Annotated in this window: 24 protein-coding genes and 1 tRNA gene; 14 read left to right on the forward strand and 11 right to left on the reverse strand. The window is 70.7% G+C overall.

Features of this window, described 5'->3' with window-relative positions; translation table 11 throughout:
* Positions 1-118: 118 nt before the first annotated feature.
* A complete protein-coding gene (locus AB0I67_RS03915; protein ID WP_357917131.1) occupies positions 119-1,297 on the reverse strand; it encodes an NAD(P)/FAD-dependent oxidoreductase in 1,179 nt (392 codons plus the stop codon).
* A gap of 202 nt (positions 1,298-1,499) precedes the next feature.
* Here AB0I67_RS03915 and AB0I67_RS03920 point away from each other — a divergent pair, with 202 nt between their 5' ends.
* Positions 1,500-2,459: an NAD(P)H-quinone oxidoreductase gene (locus AB0I67_RS03920; RefSeq protein ID WP_357917133.1), complete on the forward strand. Its 960-nt coding sequence runs from the start codon at positions 1,500-1,502 to the stop codon at positions 2,457-2,459.
* Here AB0I67_RS03920 and AB0I67_RS03925 read toward each other — a convergent pair.
* On the reverse strand, positions 2,421-3,374 hold the full coding sequence (locus AB0I67_RS03925; RefSeq protein ID WP_357917136.1) for a serine hydrolase domain-containing protein: 954 nt from the start codon (positions 3,372-3,374) through the stop codon (positions 2,421-2,423). The two genes, AB0I67_RS03920 and AB0I67_RS03925, sit on opposite strands and share 39 nt — an antisense overlap.
* 92 nt (positions 3,375-3,466) lie before the next feature.
* On the opposite strand from AB0I67_RS03925, the gene AB0I67_RS03930 reads away from it, so the two are divergent.
* Genes AB0I67_RS03930 through AB0I67_RS03945 form a run of 4 tightly spaced genes read left to right on the forward strand, consistent with a single transcriptional unit; the run spans position 3,467 to position 5,664 of the window.
* A complete protein-coding gene (locus tag AB0I67_RS03930) occupies positions 3,467-4,078 on the forward strand; it encodes a molybdopterin-dependent oxidoreductase (RefSeq protein WP_357917139.1) in 612 nt (203 codons plus the stop codon).
* Positions 4,048-4,773 carry a ferredoxin reductase gene (locus AB0I67_RS03935; protein ID WP_357917142.1) on the forward strand — a complete coding sequence of 242 codons (726 nt, stop codon included), beginning with the start codon at positions 4,048-4,050 and terminating at the stop codon, positions 4,771-4,773. The genes AB0I67_RS03930 and AB0I67_RS03935 overlap by 31 nt, the downstream gene beginning before the upstream one ends.
* A 26-nt stretch (positions 4,774-4,799) precedes the next feature.
* A complete protein-coding gene (locus tag AB0I67_RS03940; protein WP_357917145.1) occupies positions 4,800-5,066 on the forward strand; it encodes a DUF6510 family protein in 267 nt (88 codons plus the stop codon).
* Position 5,067: 1 nt separating this feature from the next.
* Positions 5,068-5,664 (forward strand): sulfite oxidase-like oxidoreductase, encoded by a 597-nt coding sequence (locus tag AB0I67_RS03945; RefSeq protein WP_357917148.1) that lies wholly within the window; start codon positions 5,068-5,070, stop codon positions 5,662-5,664.
* A gap of 25 nt (positions 5,665-5,689) precedes the next feature.
* Here AB0I67_RS03945 and AB0I67_RS03950 read toward each other — a convergent pair whose 3' ends face one another.
* Positions 5,690-6,082: a response regulator gene (locus AB0I67_RS03950; protein ID WP_357917150.1), complete on the reverse strand. Its 393-nt coding sequence runs from the start codon at positions 6,080-6,082 to the stop codon at positions 5,690-5,692.
* Positions 6,083-6,209: 127 nt separating this feature from the next.
* Here AB0I67_RS03950 and AB0I67_RS03955 point away from each other — a divergent pair.
* A tRNA-Arg gene (locus AB0I67_RS03955) sits at positions 6,210-6,281 on the forward strand.
* Between the two features lie 313 nt (positions 6,282-6,594).
* Complete coding sequence (tcmP, locus tag AB0I67_RS03960; protein WP_357917153.1) at positions 6,595-7,746, forward strand: three-Cys-motif partner protein TcmP; 1,152 nt, start codon at positions 6,595-6,597, stop codon at positions 7,744-7,746.
* 7 nt (positions 7,747-7,753) lie between these two features.
* Here tcmP and AB0I67_RS03965 read toward each other — a convergent pair whose 3' ends face one another.
* The gene (locus AB0I67_RS03965; protein WP_357917156.1) at positions 7,754-8,500 is read right to left on the reverse strand and encodes a phage Gp37/Gp68 family protein; all 747 of its coding nucleotides are present in this window, start codon (positions 8,498-8,500) and stop codon (positions 7,754-7,756) included.
* Positions 8,501-8,687: 187 nt separating this feature from the next.
* Between AB0I67_RS03965 and AB0I67_RS03970 the strand changes: the two genes are divergently transcribed.
* Positions 8,688-9,479, forward strand: coding sequence for an SDR family oxidoreductase (locus tag AB0I67_RS03970; RefSeq protein ID WP_357917159.1), 792 nt, complete (start codon positions 8,688-8,690; stop codon positions 9,477-9,479).
* Between the two features lie 17 nt (positions 9,480-9,496).
* On the opposite strand, the gene AB0I67_RS03975 is transcribed toward AB0I67_RS03970, so the two are convergent.
* Entirely contained in the window at positions 9,497-10,465 is a 969-nt protein-coding gene (locus tag AB0I67_RS03975; RefSeq protein ID WP_357917162.1) for a hypothetical protein, read from the reverse strand.
* Between the two features lie 32 nt (positions 10,466-10,497).
* Here AB0I67_RS03975 and AB0I67_RS03980 point away from each other — a divergent pair, with 32 nt between their 5' ends.
* On the forward strand, positions 10,498-10,911 hold the full coding sequence (locus AB0I67_RS03980; RefSeq protein WP_357917164.1) for a MarR family transcriptional regulator: 414 nt from the start codon (positions 10,498-10,500) through the stop codon (positions 10,909-10,911).
* On the opposite strand, the gene AB0I67_RS03985 is transcribed toward AB0I67_RS03980, so the two are convergent.
* The 4 genes from AB0I67_RS03985 to AB0I67_RS04000 all read right to left on the reverse strand — a co-directional run bounded on the left by AB0I67_RS03985 (position 10,908) and on the right by AB0I67_RS04000 (position 14,353).
* The gene (locus AB0I67_RS03985; protein WP_357917167.1) at positions 10,908-11,552 is read right to left on the reverse strand and encodes a hypothetical protein; all 645 of its coding nucleotides are present in this window, start codon (positions 11,550-11,552) and stop codon (positions 10,908-10,910) included. The two genes, AB0I67_RS03980 and AB0I67_RS03985, sit on opposite strands and share 4 nt — an antisense overlap.
* 33 nt (positions 11,553-11,585) lie before the next feature.
* Positions 11,586-12,224 (reverse strand): TetR/AcrR family transcriptional regulator, encoded by a 639-nt coding sequence (locus AB0I67_RS03990; protein WP_357917169.1) that lies wholly within the window; start codon positions 12,222-12,224, stop codon positions 11,586-11,588.
* A gap of 4 nt (positions 12,225-12,228) precedes the next feature.
* Entirely contained in the window at positions 12,229-13,506 is a 1,278-nt protein-coding gene (locus AB0I67_RS03995; RefSeq protein WP_357917171.1) for an MFS transporter, read from the reverse strand.
* Positions 13,507-13,570: 64 nt separating this feature from the next.
* Complete coding sequence (locus AB0I67_RS04000) at positions 13,571-14,353, reverse strand: acetylxylan esterase (RefSeq protein WP_357917174.1); 783 nt, start codon at positions 14,351-14,353, stop codon at positions 13,571-13,573.
* 116 nt (positions 14,354-14,469) lie between these two features.
* Here AB0I67_RS04000 and AB0I67_RS04005 point away from each other — a divergent pair, with 116 nt between their 5' ends.
* On the forward strand, positions 14,470-15,594 hold the full coding sequence (locus tag AB0I67_RS04005) for a helix-turn-helix domain-containing protein (protein ID WP_357917177.1): 1,125 nt from the start codon (positions 14,470-14,472) through the stop codon (positions 15,592-15,594).
* Here the strand turns inward: AB0I67_RS04005 and AB0I67_RS04010 are convergent.
* Positions 15,578-16,972 carry a carboxylesterase family protein gene (locus AB0I67_RS04010; RefSeq protein WP_357917180.1) on the reverse strand — a complete coding sequence of 465 codons (1,395 nt, stop codon included), beginning with the start codon at positions 16,970-16,972 and terminating at the stop codon, positions 15,578-15,580. The genes AB0I67_RS04005 and AB0I67_RS04010 overlap by 17 nt on opposite strands.
* Positions 16,973-17,012: 40 nt before the next feature.
* Positions 17,013-19,121 (reverse strand): ATP-dependent RecD-like DNA helicase, encoded by a 2,109-nt coding sequence (locus AB0I67_RS04015; protein ID WP_357917183.1) that lies wholly within the window; start codon positions 19,119-19,121, stop codon positions 17,013-17,015.
* A 59-nt stretch (positions 19,122-19,180) separates the two neighbouring features.
* Between AB0I67_RS04015 and AB0I67_RS04020 the strand changes: the two genes are divergently transcribed.
* The 4 genes from AB0I67_RS04020 (at position 19,181) to AB0I67_RS04035 (ending at position 23,182) form a co-directional block, all read left to right on the forward strand.
* Positions 19,181-20,560, forward strand: coding sequence for a hypothetical protein (locus AB0I67_RS04020; protein ID WP_357917186.1), 1,380 nt, complete (start codon positions 19,181-19,183; stop codon positions 20,558-20,560).
* 1 nt (position 20,561) lies between these two features.
* On the forward strand, positions 20,562-21,449 hold the full coding sequence (locus tag AB0I67_RS04025; RefSeq protein WP_357917188.1) for a sugar ABC transporter permease: 888 nt from the start codon (positions 20,562-20,564) through the stop codon (positions 21,447-21,449).
* A complete protein-coding gene (locus AB0I67_RS04030) occupies positions 21,446-22,279 on the forward strand; it encodes a carbohydrate ABC transporter permease (protein WP_357917190.1) in 834 nt (277 codons plus the stop codon). The genes AB0I67_RS04025 and AB0I67_RS04030 overlap by 4 nt, the downstream gene beginning before the upstream one ends.
* Positions 22,280-22,507: 228 nt before the next feature.
* Positions 22,508-23,182, forward strand: coding sequence for a helix-turn-helix domain-containing protein (locus tag AB0I67_RS04035; RefSeq protein WP_357917193.1), 675 nt, complete (start codon positions 22,508-22,510; stop codon positions 23,180-23,182).
* Positions 23,183-23,331 lie beyond the last annotated feature (149 nt).

Consider the following 23,331-nt stretch of genomic DNA (forward strand, 5'->3'; position numbering starts at 1 on the left):
CCCCCGTCACCGGCCTGCGAAACCCGGGAGCAGGCCGGTGACCGGCTCGCGCGAGGCCGATGGCCGAACCCGACCTGGAGGGCCGGAGACGCCTGCCGTACAGGAACAGGAGAGGGTCCTAGAGGGCGGGAGACGCCTGCCGTACGTCAAGAGTCGGAAAGGAGCCGTCGCCGAAGAGGACGCGGGCGGCGAGGGCGCGGCCCGGCGGGGTGCGGAGGAGGGCGACGGCGGCCTCGGTGGCGGTGGGGGAGCCGAGGGCGGCGAAGGTACGGCGGAGCAGGAGCCGGCCACGGAAGCGGCGGCGCAGGGCCCGGCCGTCGTAGCGGCGGAGGATGGTCTCGTCGCCGGTACGCAGGTAGGCGAGGGTGATCGCGGCGGCCCAGGCGGACATGCGGCAGCAGGGGTCCAGCCCGCCGGCGGTGAGCGGGGAGACGGCGCCGGCGGCGTCGCCGACGAGCAGGCCGGTGGGGCAGGCCAGCCGGCGGAGGACGCCACCGACCGGGATGGGCCCGCCACGGCGCTCGATCGGGCCGGTCGGAGCCGCCAGGCCGGGCGCGGTGGCGGCGAAGGACTCCAGTAACGGCCGCAGCCCGGCGCGCATGGCGTGCGGGTAGCCGGCGATGCCGACGTGCGCGTGGTGGCCGTCGTCGATGACCCAGCCGAGGTAGCCGGGGGCGTATCGGGGGTCGAGGACGCAGTGGAAGGCCGGGGTGGTGGTGCCGGTGGCGATGGGGTGCAGGAGTTCGGCGCCGACGAGGAGGTGCCGGTTGACGTCCAGGCCCAGGTCGCGGGCGACGGCCGAGCGGGCGCCGTCCGCGCCGACGAGGAAGCGGGCCCGCACCGGCTCGGCGCCGTCGAGGTGGACGAGGGTGCGCGGGAGCCTGGCGTCGGCTCCGCGGGCACCGGCAGGTCTGCGGCGGGGCTCTCGCGTGCTGCCCGTGTAGCGGACGCCCAGCAGGACCCGCGCCCCGGCGGTCTCGGCCGCGCGGTGTTCGTGCCGGTAGATCCCGGCCATGTCGGCCACGCGGTACTCGTCGCGGTCGCTGGTGAGCCGGATGGGGGAGCGGCGCGAGGGCGGGTAGAGGAGCACGTCGCGGATGCCGGGGCCGAGCAGGTGGCCGGGCAGGTCGAAGTCGTCCAGGGTGCGGCGGACGAAGATGCCCGTGGTCCGGATGCCGGAGGCCAGGGAGCGGCGGCGGTCGACCACCAGGACGTCGAGGTTGCGTTGCGCGAGCAGGCGGGCCGTCCGCAGCCCGGCGAGGCCCGCGCCGACGACCAACACGTCCACTGTCTGCATGGTCAGGACGATAGGAGGGATGCCCCGGCGAAGGGGCCGATGCACCGGACCTGACCAGGAGTTTCACACCGCCGCCACATCCTCTGCATCGTTTCGGGCGGCGACGGCACCGGGCATGAGTGCCATGCGGCTGACCTAATGTTGACGCTGCACACATTCCGGCTAATATAAGCGGTGTAAACATCGATCGAGGGGAAGTCACATGAAGGCGATCACGATCAAGGAGCCGGGCGGCCCGGAGGTGCTGGAGTGGACCGAGGTCGACGACCCGGCGCCCGCACCCGGCGAGGTGATCGTCGACGTGGCCGCCACCGCGCTGAACGGCGCCGACGTCGCCCAGCGGCTGGGGCTCTACCTCGTGCCGCCGGGCGCCTCGCCGTACCCCGGGCTGGAGGTGTCCGGCCGGATCAGCGCCCTCGGCGAGGGGGTGAGCGGCTGGCAGGTGGGCCAGGAGGTGTGCGCGCTGCTGACCGGCGGCGGGTACGCGCAGAAGGTCGCCGTCCCCGCCGGGCAACTCCTGCCCGTGCCCAAGGGGGTCGGGCTGGTCGAGGCCGCGGGGCTGCCGGAGGCGACGGCGACGGTGTGGTCCAACGTGGTCATGACCGCGCGGCTGGCCGAGGGCGAGACCTTCCTCATGCACGGCGGGGCCGGCGGGGTCGGGACGATGGCGATCCAGATCGCCAAGGCGCTGGGCGCGCGCGTCGTCACCACCGTGAGCGGCGCCGGCAAGACCGCCCGGGTGCGGGAGCTCGGCGCCGACACGACGATCGACTACCGCACCGAGGACTTCGCCGACTTCGGCCCCTACGACGTGATCCTGGACGTCATCGGCGGGCAGTACCTGGAGCGCAACGTGCAGTCCCTGAACGTCGACGGGCGGCTGGTGATCATCGGCATGCAGGGCGGCTTCGAGGGCAAGCTCAATCTCGTCGAGCTGGTCTTCAAGCGCAAGTCCGTGTTCGGCACCACCCTGCGGTCGCGGTCGGGCGAGCAGAAGGCCGAGATCGTCGCGGCGCTGCGCGAGCACGTCTGGCCGATGATCGAGGCCGGTGCCGTGCGCCCGATCGTCGACCAGATCCTGCCGCTGTCGCAGGCCGCCCAGGCGCACCAGCTCATGGCTGACTCACAGCACGTCGGCAAGATCCTGCTGGTCAACGAGTAGGTCGAGCAGGCTGTCGATCAGTACGGCCCGGCGTTCTGTGTGGTCGTCGAGCGCGATGAGGACCAGGCACAGGTCCAGCTCCGGCACCCGCGCATGCAGCAGGCGCAGCCCCGGCCACCCGCCTCCGTGGCGGTAGACGCGATGCCCGGCATGCGACCGCACCCCGATGCCGCAGGCGTAGTCGAGAGGCGTCCCGTCGTCGAGGCGCCCCGGCGTCTCGAGGAGCGCCGAGACGCCGAGCTCGTCGCGATTGAGAGCATGCCCCCAGCGCAGCAGGTCGAGGGCGGTGCTCCACACCCCACCGTCCCCCAGCGACAGCGGAGCCGGACGCGGCCGGACCAGCGGGGCGGCTCCCGGCCCCTCCGAGAAGCGGGTATCGCCCATCCCCAACGGCACGAACAGCCGATCCCGCGCTAGATCCGGCAACGGCTGACCCGCCGCCCGCTCCAACGCAGCGGCCAGGCAGACATACCCGGCGTTCGAGTAGACGTGCTCGACGCCGGGCCGGCGATCGAGAGCCGGAAAACGGGCCAGGGCCTGGAGGACCCCCGGCGAGGTCCGGTCCGCGACCAGGAGCGCGTCGACGGCCGAGTCGGCCGGCAGGCCCGCCGTGTGGTGGACGAGATGCCGGAGCCGGACATCATCCGCCCACCCCGGCAACTCGGGCAGCCAGCGTGACAAGGCGGATTCCGGATCCAGCCCGCCCTCCTGGACGAGCAGCGCGACGCAGGCGGCGGTCATCTGCTTCGACAAGGAGGCCGCGTAGGCGAGCGTCGCCGCCCCTACCGGCTCGCCGCGAAGCGTCGCCCCCTGGCACAGCAGCACGGGCGGCCGGTCACCGTGCCCGATCCCCACCACAAGCGGCTCATCGGGCCGGTAACCGGCATTGCCCACCACAGCAGCGAAGGACCACACGGAAGTGATCCTTCCAGGACCGGTGCCGGCAAAGCGAAGTATTGGCCCATCCCGGGGCTCGCCATGGCCGGCGGGCGGGGATCCCTTCCGCCATGGGTGTCGTTTCGCGGGGCTTCTCCGGCAAGCACTTCCACCGCCCCGGACCCGAGCTCGCCGGCCGCGTGCCGCCGGGGCAGTACCTCGCGTCCGGCTTCCCGGTGCTGACCGCGGGCGCGACGCAGCACGTGAGCACCGGCCAGTGGAGCTTCACCATCCGCGGCGGCACCACGGAAGCCCGCTGGACCTGGGACGACCTGCTCGCCCTGCCCGCCGAGGAGATCACCACCGACATCCACTGCGTGACCCGCTGGACCAAGCTCGACACCCACTGGACCGGCGTCCCGCTCGACACCCTGCTCGCCGCGGCGGGCGAGGTGCCGGAGTTCGCGCTGCAGATCAGCCACGGCGGCTACGCCACGAACCTGCCGGTGAGCGAGCTGACCGGCGGCAAGGCCTGGCTGGTCTATCGGTACGAGGGTGAGCCGATCGCCGCCGAGCACGGCGGGCCGGTGCGCATGCTGGTGCCCGCCCACTACCTGTGGAAGAGCGCCAAGTGGATCCGCGAGCTCTGGCTCAGCGCCGAGGACCGACCGGGCTTCTGGGAGCAGTCCGGCTATCACCACTTTGGGGACCCATGGCGGGAACAGCGGTATTTCAACGACTGACCTGGCTGCCCGCCACCGTCGCCGACGTCGTGACCGAAACCCCGCGGGCGCGCACGTTGCTGCTGGCGGTGCCGGGCTGGCCGGGGCACCGGGCGGGCCAGCACGTCGACGTACGGCTGACCGCGCCCGACGGCTACCAGGCGTCGCGCGCCTACTCCCTGGCCTCCGCGCCTGGCGAGGGCCCCGCGCTCACCGTGGTGCGGGTGGAGGACGGGGAGGTCTCGCCGTACCTCGTGGACGTGGCCTCGCCGGGGGACCGGCTGGAGGTCCGCGGGCCGGTGGGCGGCTACTTCGTCTGGGAGCCTGCTCCGCCGTACCGGCCGGTTTTGCTGGTCGGCGGCGGGTCCGGGGTCGTGCCGCTGCGCGCCATGCTGCGCCACCGGGCGCGGCTCGGCGACACCACGCCCATGCGGCTGCTCTACTCCGTGCGCGACCCGGCGAGCGTGATCTACCGCGACGAGCTGGTACGGCAGGCGGACCTCGTCACCTTCCACTACACCCGCACCGCCCCGCCCGATGCGCCGCACGCACCGGGACGGATCGACCGCGCGACGCTCGAACGGACGAGCCGGCCGGCGGCCGAGGAGCCGATCGCCTACGTGTGCGGCCCCACCGGCTTCGTCGAGCACGTCGCCGCCCTGCTGCTCGACCTCGGCTACCCGGCCCCCGCCATCCGCACCGAACGTTTCGGCTGACCCAAAACACGAAAGGCCCACTCCTCATGACAGAGCTGGACGCCAACTCGGCCGCAGGACCGCTGACCCTGCTCTTCGGCCGCGACGTCACCCTCGCCGTCGGCATCTGCGCCATGTGCGGCACCACCGGCCCGCTCGGCGAGACCGTGATGTACGGCCCGGCACCGGGCACGGTCCTGCGCTGCCCGCAGTGCTCGAACGTCCTGATGACCATCGTCGAGGCCCCGGACCGGCTGCTGGCCACCATGCCCGGCCTGCGGCTGCTGAGCGTGCCGACCGGGGGGACGAGCTGACATGGGCATCGTCTCCAGCGGATTCACCGGCCGCCGCGAAGCCGACCACCGGCTCCCGCCCGGCCAGTACGAGACGCACGACTTCCCGGTGCTGTCCGCCGGGCCGACCCCGTTCATCTCGCTCGCCGAATGGACCTTCACCGTCGTCAGCGAGCTGGGCGCGCGGCAGCGGTGGAGCTGGGACGAGCTCATGCGGCTCCCGCAGTCGCACCCCGAGGTGGACATCCACTGTGTGACCCGCTGGTCGAAGTTCGGCACCCGATGGACCGGCGTCTCCCTCGACCTGCTCCTGGCCGACGTCGAGACCGGCGCCGACTACGCCGTGGCCTACAGCCACGGGGGCTACACCACGAACCTCCCGCTGGAGGACCTGCTGGACGGCAAGGCCTGGATCGTCCACGAGTTCGACGGCGAACCGCTCAGCCCGTCGCACGGCGGCCCGGCACGGCTGCTCGTCCCGCACCTGTACTTCTGGAAGTCGGCCAAGTGGATCCAGGGCCTGCGCCTGCACACCGTGGACGAGCCCGGCTTCTGGGAGACCGCCGGATACCACAACTACGGCGACCCCTGGCGCGAGCAGCGCTACTGGGGCGACTGACGCCGCTGAAGCCCGGCCGGGCCGATCAGCGCGCCTTCTGCCCGCGCCCCTGCCCGGCCGCCGCCAGCTCCCGCACGATCCTGATCAGCTCGGCCGGATCGAACGGCTTGGTGAGGTAGGCGTCCACCCCGATGCCCAGGCCCCGCTTCTTGTCGTCGTCCTGCGCCCGCGCGGTGATGAGCACGACCTTGATGTGCCGTGTCTCGTCATCCGTCCGCAGCCTCGTCGCGGTCACCCACCCGTCGAGGTACGGCATCATCACGTCCAGCGTGATCACGTCCGGCCTCACGTCGAGCACCCGCTCGAGGCAGTCCTGCCCGTCCGTCGCGGTCTCGACCTCGAACCCCTCCAAGGTCAGATTCACCGCGATCAACTGACGGATCACTTCGTCGTCGTCAACGACCAGTACCCTGCCCAATGCCTCACCCACGGCCGCCAAGCTAACTCCTCCCGAGGGGGTCACGCGCGGTTTTCGAGGGATGTGGGCGGAGCTGTTTCATGCGGTGCAGAGTGGTGCGGGAAAGCTGATAGCCTTGTCACGCATCGCTCCCGTAGCTCAGGGGATAGAGCACCGGCCTCCGGAGCCGGGTGCGCAGGTTCGAATCCTGCCGGGAGCACCGCCGAACAGCCGGGTCAGATCTCATCTGGCCCGGCTTTTTGCATGGCCGGCCGGAGGACGTCTCACCCGTCGGGCCGGCAGGGGATCGGCCCTCGCCCGAGTGATGACGCCGCGCAAAGCCGGAACCACTGGGGCCTTGGCGAACGTGCGTGACTTCAATGAATTGCCGATTCGAACGTTCTGCCGCCATTTTCGAAAGACTGAGAAAACCCGCTCGCAGAGTGCTGTGAATATGCCTTGACGGATTTCCTTGTCTCGGGTGAAGGTGAAACGCAGATGATATGACCCCTGGCCGTCAGGATGAGGGTTGTATGGCGACGGGAACCTCCGCAGACCTGTTGAACGATCTCGACCGTAACGCTCAGTCCCTGTTCAAGCACGCCATCCTGAGTCACTATCTGGAGCCGTTCATCGCGATGACCGGTTCCACCGCCCGTGGTAGACGCGTGGTGGTCATGGACGGATTCGCTGGTCGAGGCCGCTATGACGATGGAAGCCCCGGCTCCGCCGAGCATATCCTGCAAGCCATTCTCCGACTCAAGGCGAGGCGAAATGTCTCAGCCTTTTTCGTGGAAAAGGACCCGAATCATTTCGCCGTGCTCGCCGAGGTCGTCGATGAATACGCCGCGCAAGGACTGGCGGTCACCGCATGGAATGGTCGTGCGGAGAACCATCTGGCGACCGTGGTCGCCGCCGCATCCGGAGTGCCGCTTTTCCTGTTCCTGGACCCCACCGGCGCCGGAGTGTCTTTCGAGCCGCTCTCGGAAGTGCTGAGAGCGCGACCGCACAAGGGTCCTGCCACTGAGGTGCTGGTCAACTTCAGCGCCGACCTGTCACGCCGTGTGGTCGGCGCGGTGGAGAGCGGCCGGAGCAATCAGCGAGTCATGGACGACTTCTGCGGTGGCACGTGGTGGCGGCAGACTGCCAAGGACGTCCTGTCCGCCGCTTCCGGTGACAGGCGTTTCGAAGCGGTCGCTGACGCCCTCGCCGCGGAGTACGCGGCACGGCTCAGCGAGGCGGGGCAGATGACCCCGGTGTGCGTTCCGGTGCGCCGTCAGTTGAGCCATCAACCCATCTACCACCTGGTGTTCTTCACCAGAAGTCCCTACGGGTTGTGGGTGTTCGCCAACGCGGTGGGCATGGCACGGCGTCAATGGCTCGCGCACCTGGACCAGCAGGTTCAGCAGCAGGCTACGACCGAGCCGCTGTTCGAGTTGCATGATCATGTAGCGCAGGCCGAACAGTGCAGAGCGATCGAACGATTGCGCGCCAACCTGCTGGTTCCGCTCCAGGACGTGGCTGCCTACAGACTGGTCACTCGGACGACTCAGGTCTTTGACGGGGTGTACGGCATCGCCACCGACGACATGGTCCGCACGGCCATGACGGAGCTCGAGGCGGCAGGACGCGTGCGACTCGGCCCCGGAAAGTTCGTACGGGACTGGTACGTGCGCCGTCCTTAGGGAGGGCTCAGCGAGCGGCCGGCGCAGGCATCTGGTCCCAGACGACCCCTTCCAGCTGGCGCCCGCCGGCCTTGGGGGTGTGGCCTCCCCACTGTTTGAAGAAGAACGGCACACCCGCGTCCAGGCATCGGTCGCGCAGATCAGTGACCCAAGCCGGGTGGATCGGGCGACGCCCCGGCCCGGATTCTCCGCCGACGATGACCCAGCCGACTCCGGCGAGGTCCAGGGTGGGCAGAGGCCCGAGCAGGGGTTCGAGCGACAGGAACCGTAGGGCCGAGGGGACGGTGCGCAGATCGTCGATGCGGTGGGTTTGGGCGTGGTCTTCGACCGATACCCCCATCCACACGTTCGGCGGCCAGTCCAGGAGCGGCGCCAGGTGGCGCAGCCGGCGGCTGCGTTTGGTGAGGATCTGATAGGTGTGCTGCGGAGTGGCGGCCATCACGTCGAACACCTGCCGGAGGTAACCCAGAGGAACGCGGGCATGGAACAGGTCGCTCATGGAGTTGACGAACACCATCCGCGGGCTGCGCCAGCGCAGCGGTTGGAGGAGCGTGTCCGGGTGGGTGGTGAGAGCGAACCCGGGGCCGGAGGTCCGCGGGTCGCCGTCGGCCTGATATTTGGCCGCGCCCATCGCCTTCAGGCGGGCGGCGAGGGTCAGTGCGTAGCAGTTGTCGCAGCCGGCGGAGATCCGATCGCAGCCCGTGGTGGGGTTCCAGGTCAGCTCGGTCCACTCGATGGACGTCGTTTGAGCCATGCGGTGGTGACCTCGTTTCGGTCGCGGCTCAGCCGGTGCTGCGACGCTTTCAGGTCTACCGCCGGCGGACCACCGATGCCAGGCGGTCAGCGAAATCGGCCCAGGTTCCCGTCTGTCATGAGCCGGACGGGCTTTCAGGGACACTGCTGGGACAACACCGGAAACCTGAGGAAGGCGGGCGTCCCCCATGAAGACCGCGATCGTCACCGGCGTGAGTCGCCGCATCGGCATCGGTTACGCGATTGCCCGGCGGCTGGCTGCGGCCCCCATGAATGTGTTCGTCTGTTCGTGGGAGCCGCATGATGCGGGTCAGGACTGGGGTGCTGATCCGCTGGGGGCGGAGGGGGTGGTGGCGGCGCTGCGGGAGGAGCTGCCCGAGGGGGCGGGGCAGGTGGAGCATCTGGCGGTGGATCTGGCGGAGCCGGGGGCGCCGGGCAGGGTGGTGGCGGCGGCGCGGGAGCGGTTCGGGCGGGTGGAGGTGCTGGTGGCCAACCATGCGCGAAGTGCCGAAGGCGGGCTGGGGGAGCTGACGGCGGAGGAGCTGGATCTGTGCTGGGCGGTGAATGTACGGGCGACGTTGTTGCTGGTGCAGGAGTTCGCGGCGCAGGCGGATCTGGAGGGCGGGCGGGTGATCACCTTCACGTCGGGGCAGCATCTGGAGCCCATGCCGACGGAACTGCCCTACAGCGTGACGAAGGGGGCGATCGAGCAGATGACGCGGAGTCTTGCCGCGCCGCTGTCCACGCGGGGGATCACGGTGAACTGCGTGAATCCGGGGCCGGTGGACACGGGGTACGCGTCGCCGGAGGACGTGGTGGAGCTGGCTCGGCGGCATCCGCAGGGGCGGTGGGGGACGCCGGAGGACACGGCCCGGCTGGTGGGGTGGCTGGCTGGGGAGGAGAGCGGCTGGGTGACCGGGCAGACGCTGGTCAGCGACGGCGGGTGGTCGATACGGACCGGGGTGCCGCCGAGGGCCTGACGAGTCACCAGGGGTCTTCAGGTGAGGGGGCGCTTGCCGTACACGAAGGAGTGGATGCGGAGGCCCGCCCAGACCAGGGCGGCGAGCACGGCCACCAGCACATACTCGATGGCGGGGATGCGCACTGCGACCAGCAGGGCGCCCATGAGCAAGGCCGCGATGACGTACACGCCGCCCAGGCCCCAGCGGATGCCGGCGCCCAGGCCGAGGCCGTGCATCTGGGTGATGACGAAGATGCCGAGGAAGCCGAAGAGGAACATCGCCCAAGGCCCGTCGGTGCTGAGGTAGGCGACCAGGGTGCCGTGCACGGCGACCATGAGTTCGAGGGTGAGCGTCCACCAACGGTTGGTGTGCGCGCGGGTGAGGAACAGGCTGCCCTGCACCAGCAGCAGGAACATGTAGAAGAAGCCGACCAGGTGCCCGGGCGTGGCGACGGCGGGGTGGTACCAGAAGGTGTAGACGGCGGCCCAACTGAACAGGTAGCCGTGGTAGCGCCGCACGAAGGCGACGACCTCGGTGCCGAGCGGGGCGGGACGGCCGAAGAACAGGCCGCGCCGCCGGTTCTCCATGAGCAGGACGGCGACCAGGAGCAGGATCACCGAGCCCTGCGAGCTGAAGATGGAGACGTCCTGGGCCAGGCCGTCGTAGAACAGGTGGGTCTGGAGCAGGTGCAGGAGGATGAATCCGGCGTTGACCGCGAGGGCGGCGACGTTCACCCGGTGCAGGCCGGAGGTGTAGGTGCGCACGCGCGTCTGGGCGTAGTAGATCAGGCCCCAGAAGGCGAGCTGGTGCAGCGCGTATCCGGCCCAGGCCGTGAAGCGGGTCCAGAAGGTCGGGTCGGGGAGCTTCCAGTAGTACCAGGCCGCGCCCCGGTCCGGGAGGAGGGCGACCGCGTCGAGGCGCGCACCCAGCAGCCAGATCGCCGCCGTGAACAGCGCGCTGGCGGCTACGCCGTACAGGAGGGTTCTCGACGAATTGCTCAGCATGCTGAACATTATGACTCTGGAACAATGGGCGTGTGGTCGAGGACATTCACTCCTGGCCGACCGGACGCCTGCTCTCGGTCGCCGCCCGCCTGGTGGAGGGCCGCTTCCACGACTTCCTCGTCGAGCACGGCTTGACCCACGCCGGGCTGATCGCGCTGCACCACCTGGAGGGCGGCCCGCTGACCCAGCGCGAGCTGGCCAGGCTCTGCCGGGTGACCGACCAGACCATGAGCCGCACCGTCGAACATCTCCGGCGCGCGGCATACGTGCGCAAGGAGGCCGACCCGCAGGACCGGCGCCGCTTCCTGGTGAGCGTCACCGCCGACGGCGAGAGCGTGCTGGAGCGCGCCCGCGCCGCCGAGCGCGGCTCGGACCGGCTGCTGGGCGCGGTCGACGACTACGAGCAGTTCCGAGCCCAGCTCATCAAACTGATCACCTTCGACTAGCCGGTGGCGAGGACCTCGTCCAGCCGCGTGGCCGCGAGGCGGGCCGCCTTCTGGGTGAGGCTCGGCTGGAACGAGCCGAAGAAGCCGTTGTGCGTCAGCCCGATCAGCGTGTCGCCGCGCCGGATGACCACGACGTCCTCGCCCATCGACACCTCCGAGCTGATCTCCGGGATGCGGCTGATGAAGCGGAAGGCGTAGACCGCGTCGCCGAGCTTGCCCACCGAGAGCCGCTGGAAGGAGCGCTTGGAGGCGCCGTTGTCGATCGTGCCGCGGCACTCGCGGCTCATGACCTTGGCCGCGGCCTCCAGAGCGTCGATCTGCTTCGGCTTGCCGGCGAGGATGACCTCCTTCACGCCCTCCGGCCGCTCGTTGCGGGAGATCCAGGTGGCGGTCTTGGCACGGAAGAGCGGGGTGAGGGCCTTGAGCGCCGCTTTGCAGCCCTTGCTCTTGGAGTATCCGGCGCTCAGCACCTCGCGGTTGTGCGTCTCGTTGTAGCCGAAGTCGAAGCCGAAGTCCTCGGGGACGAGCAGCGCCGACTCCAGTTGCTCGGGGGTGGGTGGGGCGGCGAGCGCGGGAGCGGGTACGGCGAGCAGGCCGGCGCTCGCGACGAGGGCGGCCAAGGCCGCACGCTTGATGATCACCGGCTCAAGCTAGTGGAAACGTCACTTTTGTAGCTAGAGGTCCGCTCCCGCTAGGCGGAGGGCGTACGTGGCGTAGGTGTCCGCGATCTCCTCCGGGCTGTACGGCAAGCCGTCCTCGTACCAGCTGGCCACCCGCATCCCCATCCCGCTGATCGCGGTCACCGCGAGGAAGGCGTCGTCGAGGTCGAACACCCCCGCGGCGATGCCCCGGTTGAGGATGTCGGTGAGGAGTTGCCGCCCGTCGGCCCGCAGGAGCAAAGCCTGGGAGGCCATGTCGGGCGAAAGGGCGTGAAGCTCGTTGTTGGCGACGACGGCGAGCAGCGGGTAGCTGGCGTGGGACAACACGTGCGCCCGGACGACCGCGCGCAGGTGGCTGACGGGGTCGGGCCCGTGGGCGGCCATGAGCTGGGCGTGGTGCGCCTCGTGTCCGATCCGCACGAGCTCGGCGAGGATGTGCTCCTTGGTGGGGAAGTGCGCGTAGAGGGTGGCGGACCGGATCTCGCAGGCCAGCGCGAGTTCGCGGATGGAGGTGCCGTGGAAGCCGCGTTCGGCGAAGAGCAGCAGCGCCGCCCGCAGGATCCGGCCCGAGGTGCCTTCCAGCAGTACGTGCGGCGGCAGCCGTACCTCGGAGGCGGCGATCCGCCCCTCGGCTGCCGATCGATCGTTCGTCACGCCCTCATTCTGCCGTGAGGTCGGCCTGGTTCGTCTCGCGCAGGGCGAGGGCGGACACGAGCGAGACGAGCATCGACGCCGCGACGTAGGCGGCGACCGCCCAGGGTCCGGCCGCGGCGAGCAGGGCGGTGGCGATGAGCGGGGCCAGGCCGCCGCCGAGCACGGCGCCGATCTGGCCGGCCAGGGAGGCGCCGCTGAAGCGCACCGACGTCGGGAACTGCTCGGCGATGAAGGTGATCAGCGGCGAGTAGAGGATGGTGACGAAGCCGAACATCACCGCGAAGGCGGTGTAGATCAGGCCGGTGGAGCCCGTCCCGAGCAGCCAGAAGAACGGGAAGGCGAACAGGCCGGTGAGCGCGGAGCCGGTGACCACGAGCGGGCGGCGGCCGAGGCGGTCCGACAGCTTGCCGAACAGCGGTCCGAGCACGATCACCACGACCGAGCCGATGGCCACCGCGACCAGCGGCACCTGGGTGGGCAGCTTGAGCGTGGTGGTGAGGTAGGAGCCGGCGAAGACGAGCAGCACGTAGAAGACGACGTAGAAGCCGAAACCGGTGCCGGTGCCGAGCAGCACGGTGCGGGTGTGCCGGCGGAAGACCTCCAGGATGGGCGCGCGGTGCCGCACGGTCGAGCGGGTGAAGGCCGGGCTCTCCGGCGCGGTGGCGCGGATGGCCAGGCCGACCACGACGAGCAGCGCCGAGACCAGGAAGGGGATGCGCCAGCCGTACGAGAGGAAGTCGGCCTTGTCCATGCCGGCGACGATCATGATCGCGATGGTGGCGAGGAGCAGGCCGGCGGGCCCGGCGGCGGGGATGAAGCTGCCGACGTAGCCACGCCGGTGGCGCGGGGCGAACTCGGTGGTCATCAGGACGGCGCCGGTGACCTCGCCGCCGTAGGAGAAGCCCTGCACGATGCGGAGCGCGATGAGCAGGGCCGGCGCCCACAGGCCGATGCTCTGGTAGGTGGGCAGCAGGCCCATCGCGGTGGTGGCGACGCCCGCCACCAGGAGCGTCATGACCAGCATCGACTTGCGGCCGACGCGGTCGCCGTAGTGCCCGGCGACGATCGCGCCGATCGGCCGGGCGATGAAGCCGATGGCGAAGCCCGCGAAGGCGACCATGGTCCCGGCGACCGGATCCGAGCTGGGGAAGAACAGGGTGTTGAACACCAGGCCGGACATGAAGCCGTAGAGCAGGAAGTCGTACTGCTCGATGACGGTGCCCACGAAGCTGCCGGCGGTGACGCGGAGGAGGGCGGGTTGTGGGGGATTCTCGATGATCATTTTATTCCTATCGATCGATCGGTAGGCGCGACTCTACCGATCGATCGATCGGGTGAAAAGGGCCTCAGAAGCCCTTGATCCGGACATCGGAGAAGGTACGGCTGCGCAGGCTCACGTCGAACAGCCACGCCCGCGCCTCCGCATCACCCATGAGCTGGGCGCGGAACCATGCGGTGGTCGGCCCGGCGAACGGGCCGGGGTTGCCGACGATGGTGAAGTGGTCGGCGCCCCGCACCTCGCCGTAGATCGCCGGGATGTGGTCGGCGTCGTTGTAGAAGGCCTTGACCAGCCAGGGCATCACGATGCTGTCCCACTGCCCGGCCATCAGGAATGCCGGAACCCGCACGTCGTCGATGTCGGCCAGCGGTCCGGGCTGGATCGGCAGGATCGCGTCCACCCGCGGGTCGGCGCCCACGACGATCGCCGCCGCACCGCCCTGCGAGTGGCCGGCCGCGCCGATGTGCGCCAGGTCCACCTTGCCGTGGAAGGCGCTCGCCGGGTCGGCGTCCCGCCGGGTCAGCTCGTCGATGCCGGCGCGCATCGAGATGCCCAGGTTGGACATCGGGGTGTTGGCCGCCGAGACGATGAAGCCGTGGCTGGCCCAGCGCAGCAGCAGGTCGCGGTAGACCAGCGGGGCGCCGCCGGTGCCGTTGCCCCACACGATCACCGGGTGCCGGCGCGGGCTTTGTGCGATGTCCCGAGGGAAGTAGAGCGTGTTGACCGCGCCGATCTCCACGTCCGTGGCGTACGGCCCGGCCGCGCCGTAGTCGACGGCGGCGTGCGCCGGTGCGGGCGCCACCACCGCGGCCAGCACGATCGCGAGAGCGGGGAGCAGGTGTCTGAACATCTGGAGCCTCCAGGCGTTGGGGGGTTGCTCGCATCCTGGAGAATGCGGAGCCCGCCGTCTTTGCGCACTTGGGGCAATGATTGACGGCTCGGTTTGGGCGATGTGACGATCCGCGGATGGGCGACGACCTTCACACCCGGCTGGCCCCGCGAGTCAGAGAGCTCACCGCGGCCGTCGTGGCGCGGTGCGCCGCCGAGGTGCCCTTCTACCGTGACCTGCCCAGAGAGGCGCTCGACGGCGAGGTGACCCGGTCGGTCACGGCCGTCTTCGGGCTGCTGCTGCGCTCGGTGCGCGACCCCGGCTCGGTCGGCGCCGCCGACCTCACCCGGATCATCGAGTGGTCGGCGCGGCGGGCCGAGGAGAGCCTTCCGCTGGAGGCCGCGCTGACCGCGTACCTCATCGGGGCCGAGGTGTGGTGGGCCGCGCTCACCGAGGTCGCCGAGCCGGAGGAGCTGGCCGCCGCCGGGGCCGGGCTGCTGGGCTGCCTGCACACCGCGGTGCCCGCCGTCGCGCTGGCCCACGTGCAGGCGCAGGAGGACATCCGGGGCGAGGACCGGCGGGTACGGCGGGCCTTGCTGGACGCCCTGCTGGAGGGCCTGCCGTACGCCGGGCTCGCGGAGGCGGCGCGGGTGGAGGTCGGCGGCGAGCACGACGTGGTCGTGCTGGAGTTCGGGCGCGCGCCGCAGCCGCGGCTGGTGCAGTCGGCGCTCGACGCCTACGCGGGCACGCTCGTGCTCGCCGACCCCGCCGCGGGCCTGGCCCTCCTGCCCGTACGGCCCGGCGGCTCGCTGGAGGCGTTGCGCCGGGACTGCGGCGCGACCCTGGCCGCGGCGGCCCGCGCGACGGAGCCCGCGGCGATCCCCGCGGCGGCCGAGGAGGCCCGGCAGGTGCTCGACCTCGTGCGCCGCCTGGGCCGGCCGCCCGGCCTGTACCGCTTCGACGACGTGCTCCTGGAACACCAGCTCGCCCGGCCCGGCCCGGGCCTGACCCGGCTGGCGGCCAAGCTGGACGCGCTGGAGGAGCACCCGTACCTGCTGGAGACGCTGCGTGTCTTCGTCCACCACGGGCACAACCGGCGCAGGACCGCGCTCGACCTGCACGTGCACCGCAACACGCTCGACTACCGGCTGCACCGGGTCACCGCGCTGACCGGGCTGGACCTCGCCGTCCCGGCCGAGGCCCGGCTCCTGGAGGCAGCCCTCACCGCGCGCGAGCTGGCTCCGCCTAGAGCCAGACCTTGAGCTCCTCGGCCCGCGGGTCGTGCATCACCTCGCTCCGCCGGTCGAAGATCATCACCGGCCGCGAATCGTCCCACGCCGGCCAGCCCGGATCGCCGTCCCGCGCGAAGCCGACCCACGCCCGGTGCATCTCGTCGGCCAGGTGCTGCGGCGCGTCCGGGCCGGCGAGCTCGACGTTGTGCCGCAGGGTGTCGAAGACGAAGCCGATCTCCAGCCCGTGGCAGGCGCCCAGGTCGAGCACCGGCGAACGCCAGGCGAACTCGTACACGTGCGCCTTCGGCGAGCGGGAGGCCAGCTTGGCGAGCGGGCCGCGCAGCAGGAAGTCGTTGGCCATCTCACCCAGCAGCTCGCCGGGCAGCATGCCGGGCCGGGAGGAGCGGTAGAGCTTGGCCACCCGGCCGGGGATCTTGAGCTTGAGCATCGCCAGCCGCAGCGCCACCGCGCCGATCTTTTGGACCACCCCGGTCGGCACGAACCACAGCCGGTACTCCTCCCGGTTGTAGCCCAGCAGCAGCTCGACCTCGGGCATGACCACCTCGCCGGTGACCACCTCGCCGTCGGCCACAATGCTGAAGCCCGGCCCGCCGCCGATCGGGTTGGACTTCGAGGTCACCTCGACCTGCGCGTCCAGCAGCCGCTCCCGATCGACCGCGGCGAACGCCTCGGCCGTCGGCGCGACGCCCAGGACCTTGGCCATCAGCGCGACGATCCGCCCGCCCTCGGCGCGGCTGACCGTGTGCGGCGGCCCGCTCTGCAGCGCCGCCCGCCGGAACAGGCCCCTCGCCCGCGGGCTGGTCAGCAGCGCCGCGATGCTGATCGCGCCCGCCGACTCGCCGAAGACGGTCACGTTGGCCGGGTCGCCGCCGAAGGAGGCGATGTTGTCGCGCACCCACTCCAGCGCCGCGAGCTGGTCGAGCAGGCCGCGGTTGTCGGGGGCGTCGGGGAAGGAGCCGAAGCCCTCGATGCCCAGCCGGTAGTTGATCGACACCAGCACGACGCCGTCGCGGGCGAACGCCGAGCCGTCGTAGAGCGGCAGGCTGTTGGAGCCGTTGCGCAGCGAGCCGCCGTGGATCCACACCATGACCGGCCGCGCGCCGTCGTCGGCCGCCGGGGTCCAGACGTTGAGGTGCAGGCAGTCGTCGCCGGGGCGGTCGGGGTCGGGGATGATCTCGTCGAGCGGGGGACGATAGGGGCGCTTCGCGGCGGTCGCGCCGTACTCCAAGGCGTCCCGCACGCCGTCCCACGGCTCGACCGGCTCGGGCGCGCGGAAGCGACGCCTGCCGTACGGCGGGGCGGCGTAGGGGAGGCCGAGGAAGGTCGCGATCCCGTCCTCGCTCCGGCCACGGACCTTGCCCTGCCGGGTGATCGCGATGGTGTCCATGCCGCCGATCCTACCGATCGATCGATCGGTAGCCTAGAGGTCAGCCCGCGGCCAGGGTGGCTTCCAGCCGCGCCGCCAGCGCGGTGTTGCGCCGCCCGCCGATCCGCTCCACCGCCAGCTCCAGCGCCTTGCGCTGGCCCACCAGCACGACCCAGGACTTCGCCCGGGTCACCAGCGTGTAGAGCAGCCGCCGCCGCAACATGATCCCGCCCGCCTCCACCACCAGCGGCGCGACCACGAACGGGTACTCGCTGCCCTGCGCCCGGTGCACGCTGATCGCGTAGGCCTGGGTCAGGTCGTCGAGCTCGTCGAAGCCGTAGCTGACCGTCTCGCCGTCGTCGATGCGCACCTCGACCGTGCGCTCCTCGGCCGAGATCGCGGTCACGACCCCCGTCTCGCCGTTGAAGACGCCCTTGTCGTAGTTGTTGCGGATCGGCATGACCCGGTCGCCCACCCGGTAGACGTTGCTGCCCGCCCAGTGCTCGGCCTTGCCCTCGGCGGGCGGGTTGAGCCGTTCCTGCACCATCCGCCCGAGCTCCGCCGTCCCGGCCAGGCCCTTGCGCATCGGGCACAGCACCTGCACGCGGGCGGGGTCGACGCCCTGCTTGCGCGGGATCGCCTCGGTGGCCAGCTCCACCACCCGGTCCGCCGCCCGCGCCGGATCGTCCACCTCCTCGAACCAGAACCCGCCGCCGCCGGGAAGGTAGGGGAGCTGCCCGGCCCGGATGTCGTGCGCCGCCCGCACGATCGAGCTGCCCTCCGCCTGCCGGAAGACGTGCGTCAGCCGTACCCGCGGGACCTCGGCCACCCGCAGCAGGTCGGCGAGCACGCTGCCCGGGCCGATGCTCGGCAGCTGGTCGCTGTCGCCCACCAGCAGCAGGTGGCTGCCGGACGGGATCGCCGAGCACAGCCGGACCGCCAGCCCGAGGTCGAGCATCGACGCCTCGTCCACCACGACCAGATCGGCCTGCACCGGAAGCTGGTCGAACAGCGCCTCGGGGTCGGGTTCGAAGCCCAGCATGCGGTGGACGGTCATCGCCGGCAGCCCGGTCAGCTCTGACAGCCGCTTGGCCGCCTTGCCGGTCGGCGCGGCCAGCGTCACCGAGCCGCCCATCGCCCGCACGGTCGCGGCGATCATCCGCACGGTGTGGCTCTTGCCGCAGCCCGGCCCGCCGGTCAGCACCGACACCGTGCTGGTCAGCGCCATGTTCACCGCGGTCTGCTGGTCCTCGTGCAGGCTCGCGTCGTCCTCGAACAGGCGCAGCCGCAACGTCGAACGGGCCCGCAGCAGCCGGGTCAGCTCGGCGGCCAGCTTGACCTCCCGGCCGTGCAGCTCCTTCAGGAACACCGCGTCCGGCTCGGCGACCACGCGGTGCTCGGCGCGCAGCGCGTCGAGCTGCGCGCGCACGGCCTCCTCGTCCTGTTCGAGGAGCTCGACCGTCTGCGTGACCAGCGCGGTCGGCGACAGGTAGCAGTGCCCGCCGCCGCTGGCCGCCGACTCCAGCCGGTCGACCAGCGCCGCCTTGATCCGCTGCGGGCTGCTCTCCGGCACGCCCGAGCGCAACGCGATCCGGTCGGCGGTGGCGAACGCGATGCCCCGCACCCGGCCCACCAGCCGGTACGGGTCCTCTTTCAGCACGGTCTCGGCGTCGGCGCCGAACACCTGGAAGATCTTCGCGGCCAGCAGCGGGCTCACCCCGAAGCCCTGCAAGGTCACCATCAGCGCGGCGATCGAGCGCTGCTCGCGCCACGCCTCGACGATCTGCTGCTGCCGTACCGGACCGATGTTGACCACCTCGACCAGCCGCTGCGGCTGGGTGTCGATGACGGTCAGGCTGTCGGCGCCGAAATGGTCGACGATCGCGTGCGCCAGCCGCGGCCCGATGCCGCGGATCAGACCGGAACCCAGATAGAGCTGGATGGCACGGACCGTCGACGGCATGACCCGCTCACAGGCCGTCACGGTCAGCCGCTGTCCGAAGCGCGGGTGTTCCTCCCACTCGCCGGAAAGCTCCAGCCGCTCGCCCGGCTGCACCCCCGCCAGCGCCCGGCCCGCGGCGACGAACGACTGCTGCCCGTCGACGCTCACGCGGGCGACGGTGTACTCGTCCTCCCGCACGTAGACGAGCTGTTCGACGGAGGCCTCCACGGAAGAACAGTACGGCACGCGCCGGGTGTGAGCGCTCGCCTCCTGGGCATGAAGCGCGCATGAAAACGCGGTTAACCTGTGGGGCCCTGGCCCTGGGACTGCTGCTCACCGGATGCGCCAAAGGCACCGGCGGGCAGAACGCACCGCAGGCGGCCGGCAGCTTCGACCCCGCCGCCAAGCACACCGGCACGCTGACCGTCATGGGCTTCGGCGGCGTCGACGAGATCGCCACCACCCGCAAGGACCTCGCGCAGGCCGCGCTGGGCGGCGCGCAGGTCAAGCTGGTCGAGGGCGACCTCGACCTGCAGCAGTTCCTGTCGTCGGTCGCCTCCGGCACCCCGCCGGACCTGATCAACGCCAGCCGCGAGCAGATCGGCACCTTCGCCTCCCGCGGCGCGATCATCCCGCTGACCGCCTGCATCGCCGGCGAGAAGATCGACACCAGCATGTACGGCAAGGCGGCCCTGCAACAGGTCACGCTCGGCGGCCAGGTCTGGGCCATCCCCGAGTTCAACCAGCCGCAGCTCACCATGGCCCACGCCGGCCTGCTCAAGGAGGCGGGCCTGACCGTCGCCGACGTCAACGGCTCGAACTGGGAGGCCATCACCGCCGCGGCCGGCAAGCTGCACCAGGCGCCCGGCGGCAAGCTGAAGGTCATCGGCTTCGACAGCAAGCTGCCGGAGTTCCTGCCGCTCTGGGCCAAGGCCAACGGGGCCGACCTGCTGTCGGCCGACGGGCGCACCGCGCAGCTCAACCACCCCAAGGTCGTCGAAGCGCTCACCTTCGCGGCCGGCATCTACACCGCCCAGGGCGGCTTCGCCAAGGTCAAGGCGCTGCGCGACTCGGCCGACTTCTTCGGCAAGGGCAACCAGTTCGCCGAGAAGCAGCTCGGCGCGATGCCGATGGAGCACTGGTACCTCAACGTGCTCAACAACATGTCGCCCAAGGAACCGCTGGCCTTCGACGCCTTCCGCGACCGGCAGGGCAAGCCCCTGGCCTACACCAACGGCAACGCCTGGGCCATCCCCAAGGGCGCCAAGAACGCCGCGGCCGCCTGCCGCTTCGCCAAGACCATGACGCTCGTCGACACCTGGAAGGCCGCCGCCGACAAGCGCCTGGCCGCCCGCAAGGCCGAGAACAAGGCCTTCACCGGCCTGCTCACCGCCAACACCCGGGCCGACGAGGCGGTCAAGACCATGGTGACCAGCGCCGGCGAACCCTGGGACTCCGGCGTGCGCGCCATGTACGAGGCCAACGCCGCCAGCTTCAGCATGCCCGCCAACCCGGCCGGCGAGGAGTTCAAGAAGGCCTGGCAGGACGCGGCCAACCGGGTGCTCAACGGCCAGGAGACGCCCCAGCAGGCCCTCGACCGGGCGCAGCGGGAAGCGCAGACCGCGCTCGACCAGGCGTGGGCGAGCTGGGCGAAACGAACCGACTGAGATGCGCGAGACCAGAGCGGCGCTGCTCTTCATCAGCCCGTGGATCGCCGGCTTCCTCATCTTCACCTGCTGGCCCGTGCTCTACAGCGGCTACCTCTCGCTGACCGACTACGACGTGATCAACGACCCGAACTTCGTCGGGCTCGACAACTACCGGCAGCTCTTCGAGGACCCGAAGATCGGGCTCGCCTTCCGCAACACGCTGATCTTCGCCGCCCTGTCGGTGCCGGCCCAGCTCCTCGTCTCGGTGGCGCTGGCCCTGCTGCTCAACTCGGCCGTGCGCGCCTCCGGGCTCTTCCGCACGGTGTTCTTCCTGCCCAAGATGACGCCGCCGGTCGCGGTCGGCATCCTGCTGCTGATGCTCTTCAACGGGCAGAACGGGCTGATCAACAGCTTCCTCGGCGTCTTCGGCATCCAGGGGCCGGCCTGGACCACCGACCCGGCCTGGATCAAGCCGGGGCTGGTGCTGATGAGCCTGTGGACCGTGGGGGCCTCGGTCATCATCCTCTTCGCCGCGCTGCGGGCCGTACCCCAGGAGCTGTACGACTCCGCCCTGGTCGACGGGGCCGGCTGGTGGCGGCGGACCACCCGGATCACCCTGCCGATGATCAGCCCGACGCTCTTCTTCCTGGTCGTCGTGGACAGCATCAACGCGCTGCAGTCCTTCACCGAGGCCTACACCGCCTTCTTCGGCTCCGGGAACACCACCTACAGCAACGACGCCGCGCTGTTCTACGTGATCTACCTCTTCCAGCAGGCCTTCGAGTTCCTGCACATGGGGTACGCCTCGGCCATGGCCTGGGTGCTCTTCGTCGTGATCATGGCGATCACCGCGGTGCAGGTGCTGGTCAGCCGGCGGGTCGTGCACTACGAGGGGCCGCGGACATGAACGGCCGCGCGCTGCTCAAGACGCTGAAGTGGGGCCTGCTCACGCTGGTCTCCATCGCGTTCATCTACCCCTTCGTCTGGCTGCTCAGCGCCTCCTTCAAACCGCGCGGCGAGGTCTTCGACCACCGGATCATCCCCGAGACCTTCACCTTCGACAACTACCTCAAGGTGTGGCAGGAGGCGCCGATGGGGGTGTGGCTGCTCAACACCGCCTTCGTCACCGTCCTGGCCGCCGTCGCGGTCACCATCAGCAGCGCCATGGTCGCCTGGGGGTTCGCCTACTTCCGCTTCCCCGGGCGCAACCTGCTCTTCGGCATCGTGCTCGCGACCATGATGTTGCCCGGGGCGGTGACCATGATCCCGACCTACCTCATCTGGAACTCCCTGGACATGGTCGGCACCCTCACCCCGCTCTGGGCCCAGAACCTCTTCGGCAGTGCCTTCTACATCTTCCTTCTCCGGCAGTTCTTCCTCGGGCTGCCGCGTGACCCCTTCGAGGCCGCCAAGATCGACGGGGCCGGCAACTGGGTGATCTTCACTCGGCTGGCGTTGCCGCTCTGCCGGCCGGCGATCGTGGTCACCTGGCTCTTCGAGTTCCAGGCCGCCTGGACCGACCTCATGCGGCCGCTCATCTACCTCCGGGACTCCTCGACCTTCACCATCCCGCGGGGGTTGAAGTCCTTGCTGGACGCTTACGGCTTCGGCGGGGAGTGGCACTGGGAGATCGTCATGACCGCCAGCGTCATCGCCACGGTGCCCATGGTCGTGCTCTTCTTCCTGGGGCAACGGCACTTCATCCGCGGCATCGCCACCACCGGCAGCCGCAACTGACCCTTCTCGCGGTACGGCCCGCCACCGGCGACCACCACCGACCCGTCCGTCCCCCCGGCAGCCGCACGCAGTACGGCCCGCACCACCGGCGGCCGCCACCGACCCCGTCCGTCCCTACGGCAGCCGCACGCAGTACGGCCCGCACCACCGGCGGCCGCCGCCGACCCCGTCCGCCGGGATGGGACGGAATCTGCGGACATCTACCGACTCGCCCTACTATCTCCTTCCATGGAGCAAGCTGAACTGTTGGACCGGGTGCGCGAACTGCGGGCCGAGGGCAAGTCCCCCAAGCAGATCGCCCGGACCCTGGGCCTGGCCCCCGCCGCCGTCGCCCCGCTGGTGCGCGCCGTCGCCGCCGCCACCGCCCAGGAGACCGGGAGTACGGCCGGCGAACTCCTCGGCAGTTGGGCGAACGCCGGGTGGAGTGTCGGCCTCTCCTTCGACCCCGCCCTCGGCTGGACCGACGACCTGCCCGGCCACGAGGAGACCGGGGGCATGGTCAGCGTCCTCGTCGCCCGCCGCCACGGGTTCGACAAGGTCGCCGTCTGCGGCTACCTCGCCGACGTGTGGTGCCTGGGGGTCAAGGGCGCCATGGGGCCGCAGATCATGGACGAGCGTGAGTTCAGCCGCTTCCGTGAGTACTTCTTCGGCGAGTACGCCGCCTGGCAGACCGTTCCGCTCGACCTGGCCCGGCAGATCGTCCTGGGGTCGGTCGAGTACGCCAAGGGCTTCGGCTTCGAACCGCACGACGAGTTCACCCCGGAGGCCACGGCCCACCTCGGCGAGTGGGAGCCCCCGTCCGCCATCACCTTCGGCCGCGACGGCCGCCCGTTCTACGTGCCCGGCCCCCAGGACGAATCGCGCCGCATCGAACGCACCCTCGCCCAACACGGCTACGCCTGACCCAAGTCCACCCCGGCCGCGTAGCCCAGGAGCACCCGCACACCCCGGAGCACCCGCGCATCCCGGGGGACCCGCCACGGCCTGGAGGACCTGCCAAGGCCCAGACGACCGCGCACCCGTGGGAAGCCGCCACCCCTCCCCTGGAGGAC

It is taken from the genome of Nonomuraea sp. NPDC050310 (genome assembly GCF_040655795.1).
GTDB lineage: Bacteria > Actinomycetota > Actinomycetes > Streptosporangiales > Streptosporangiaceae > Nonomuraea.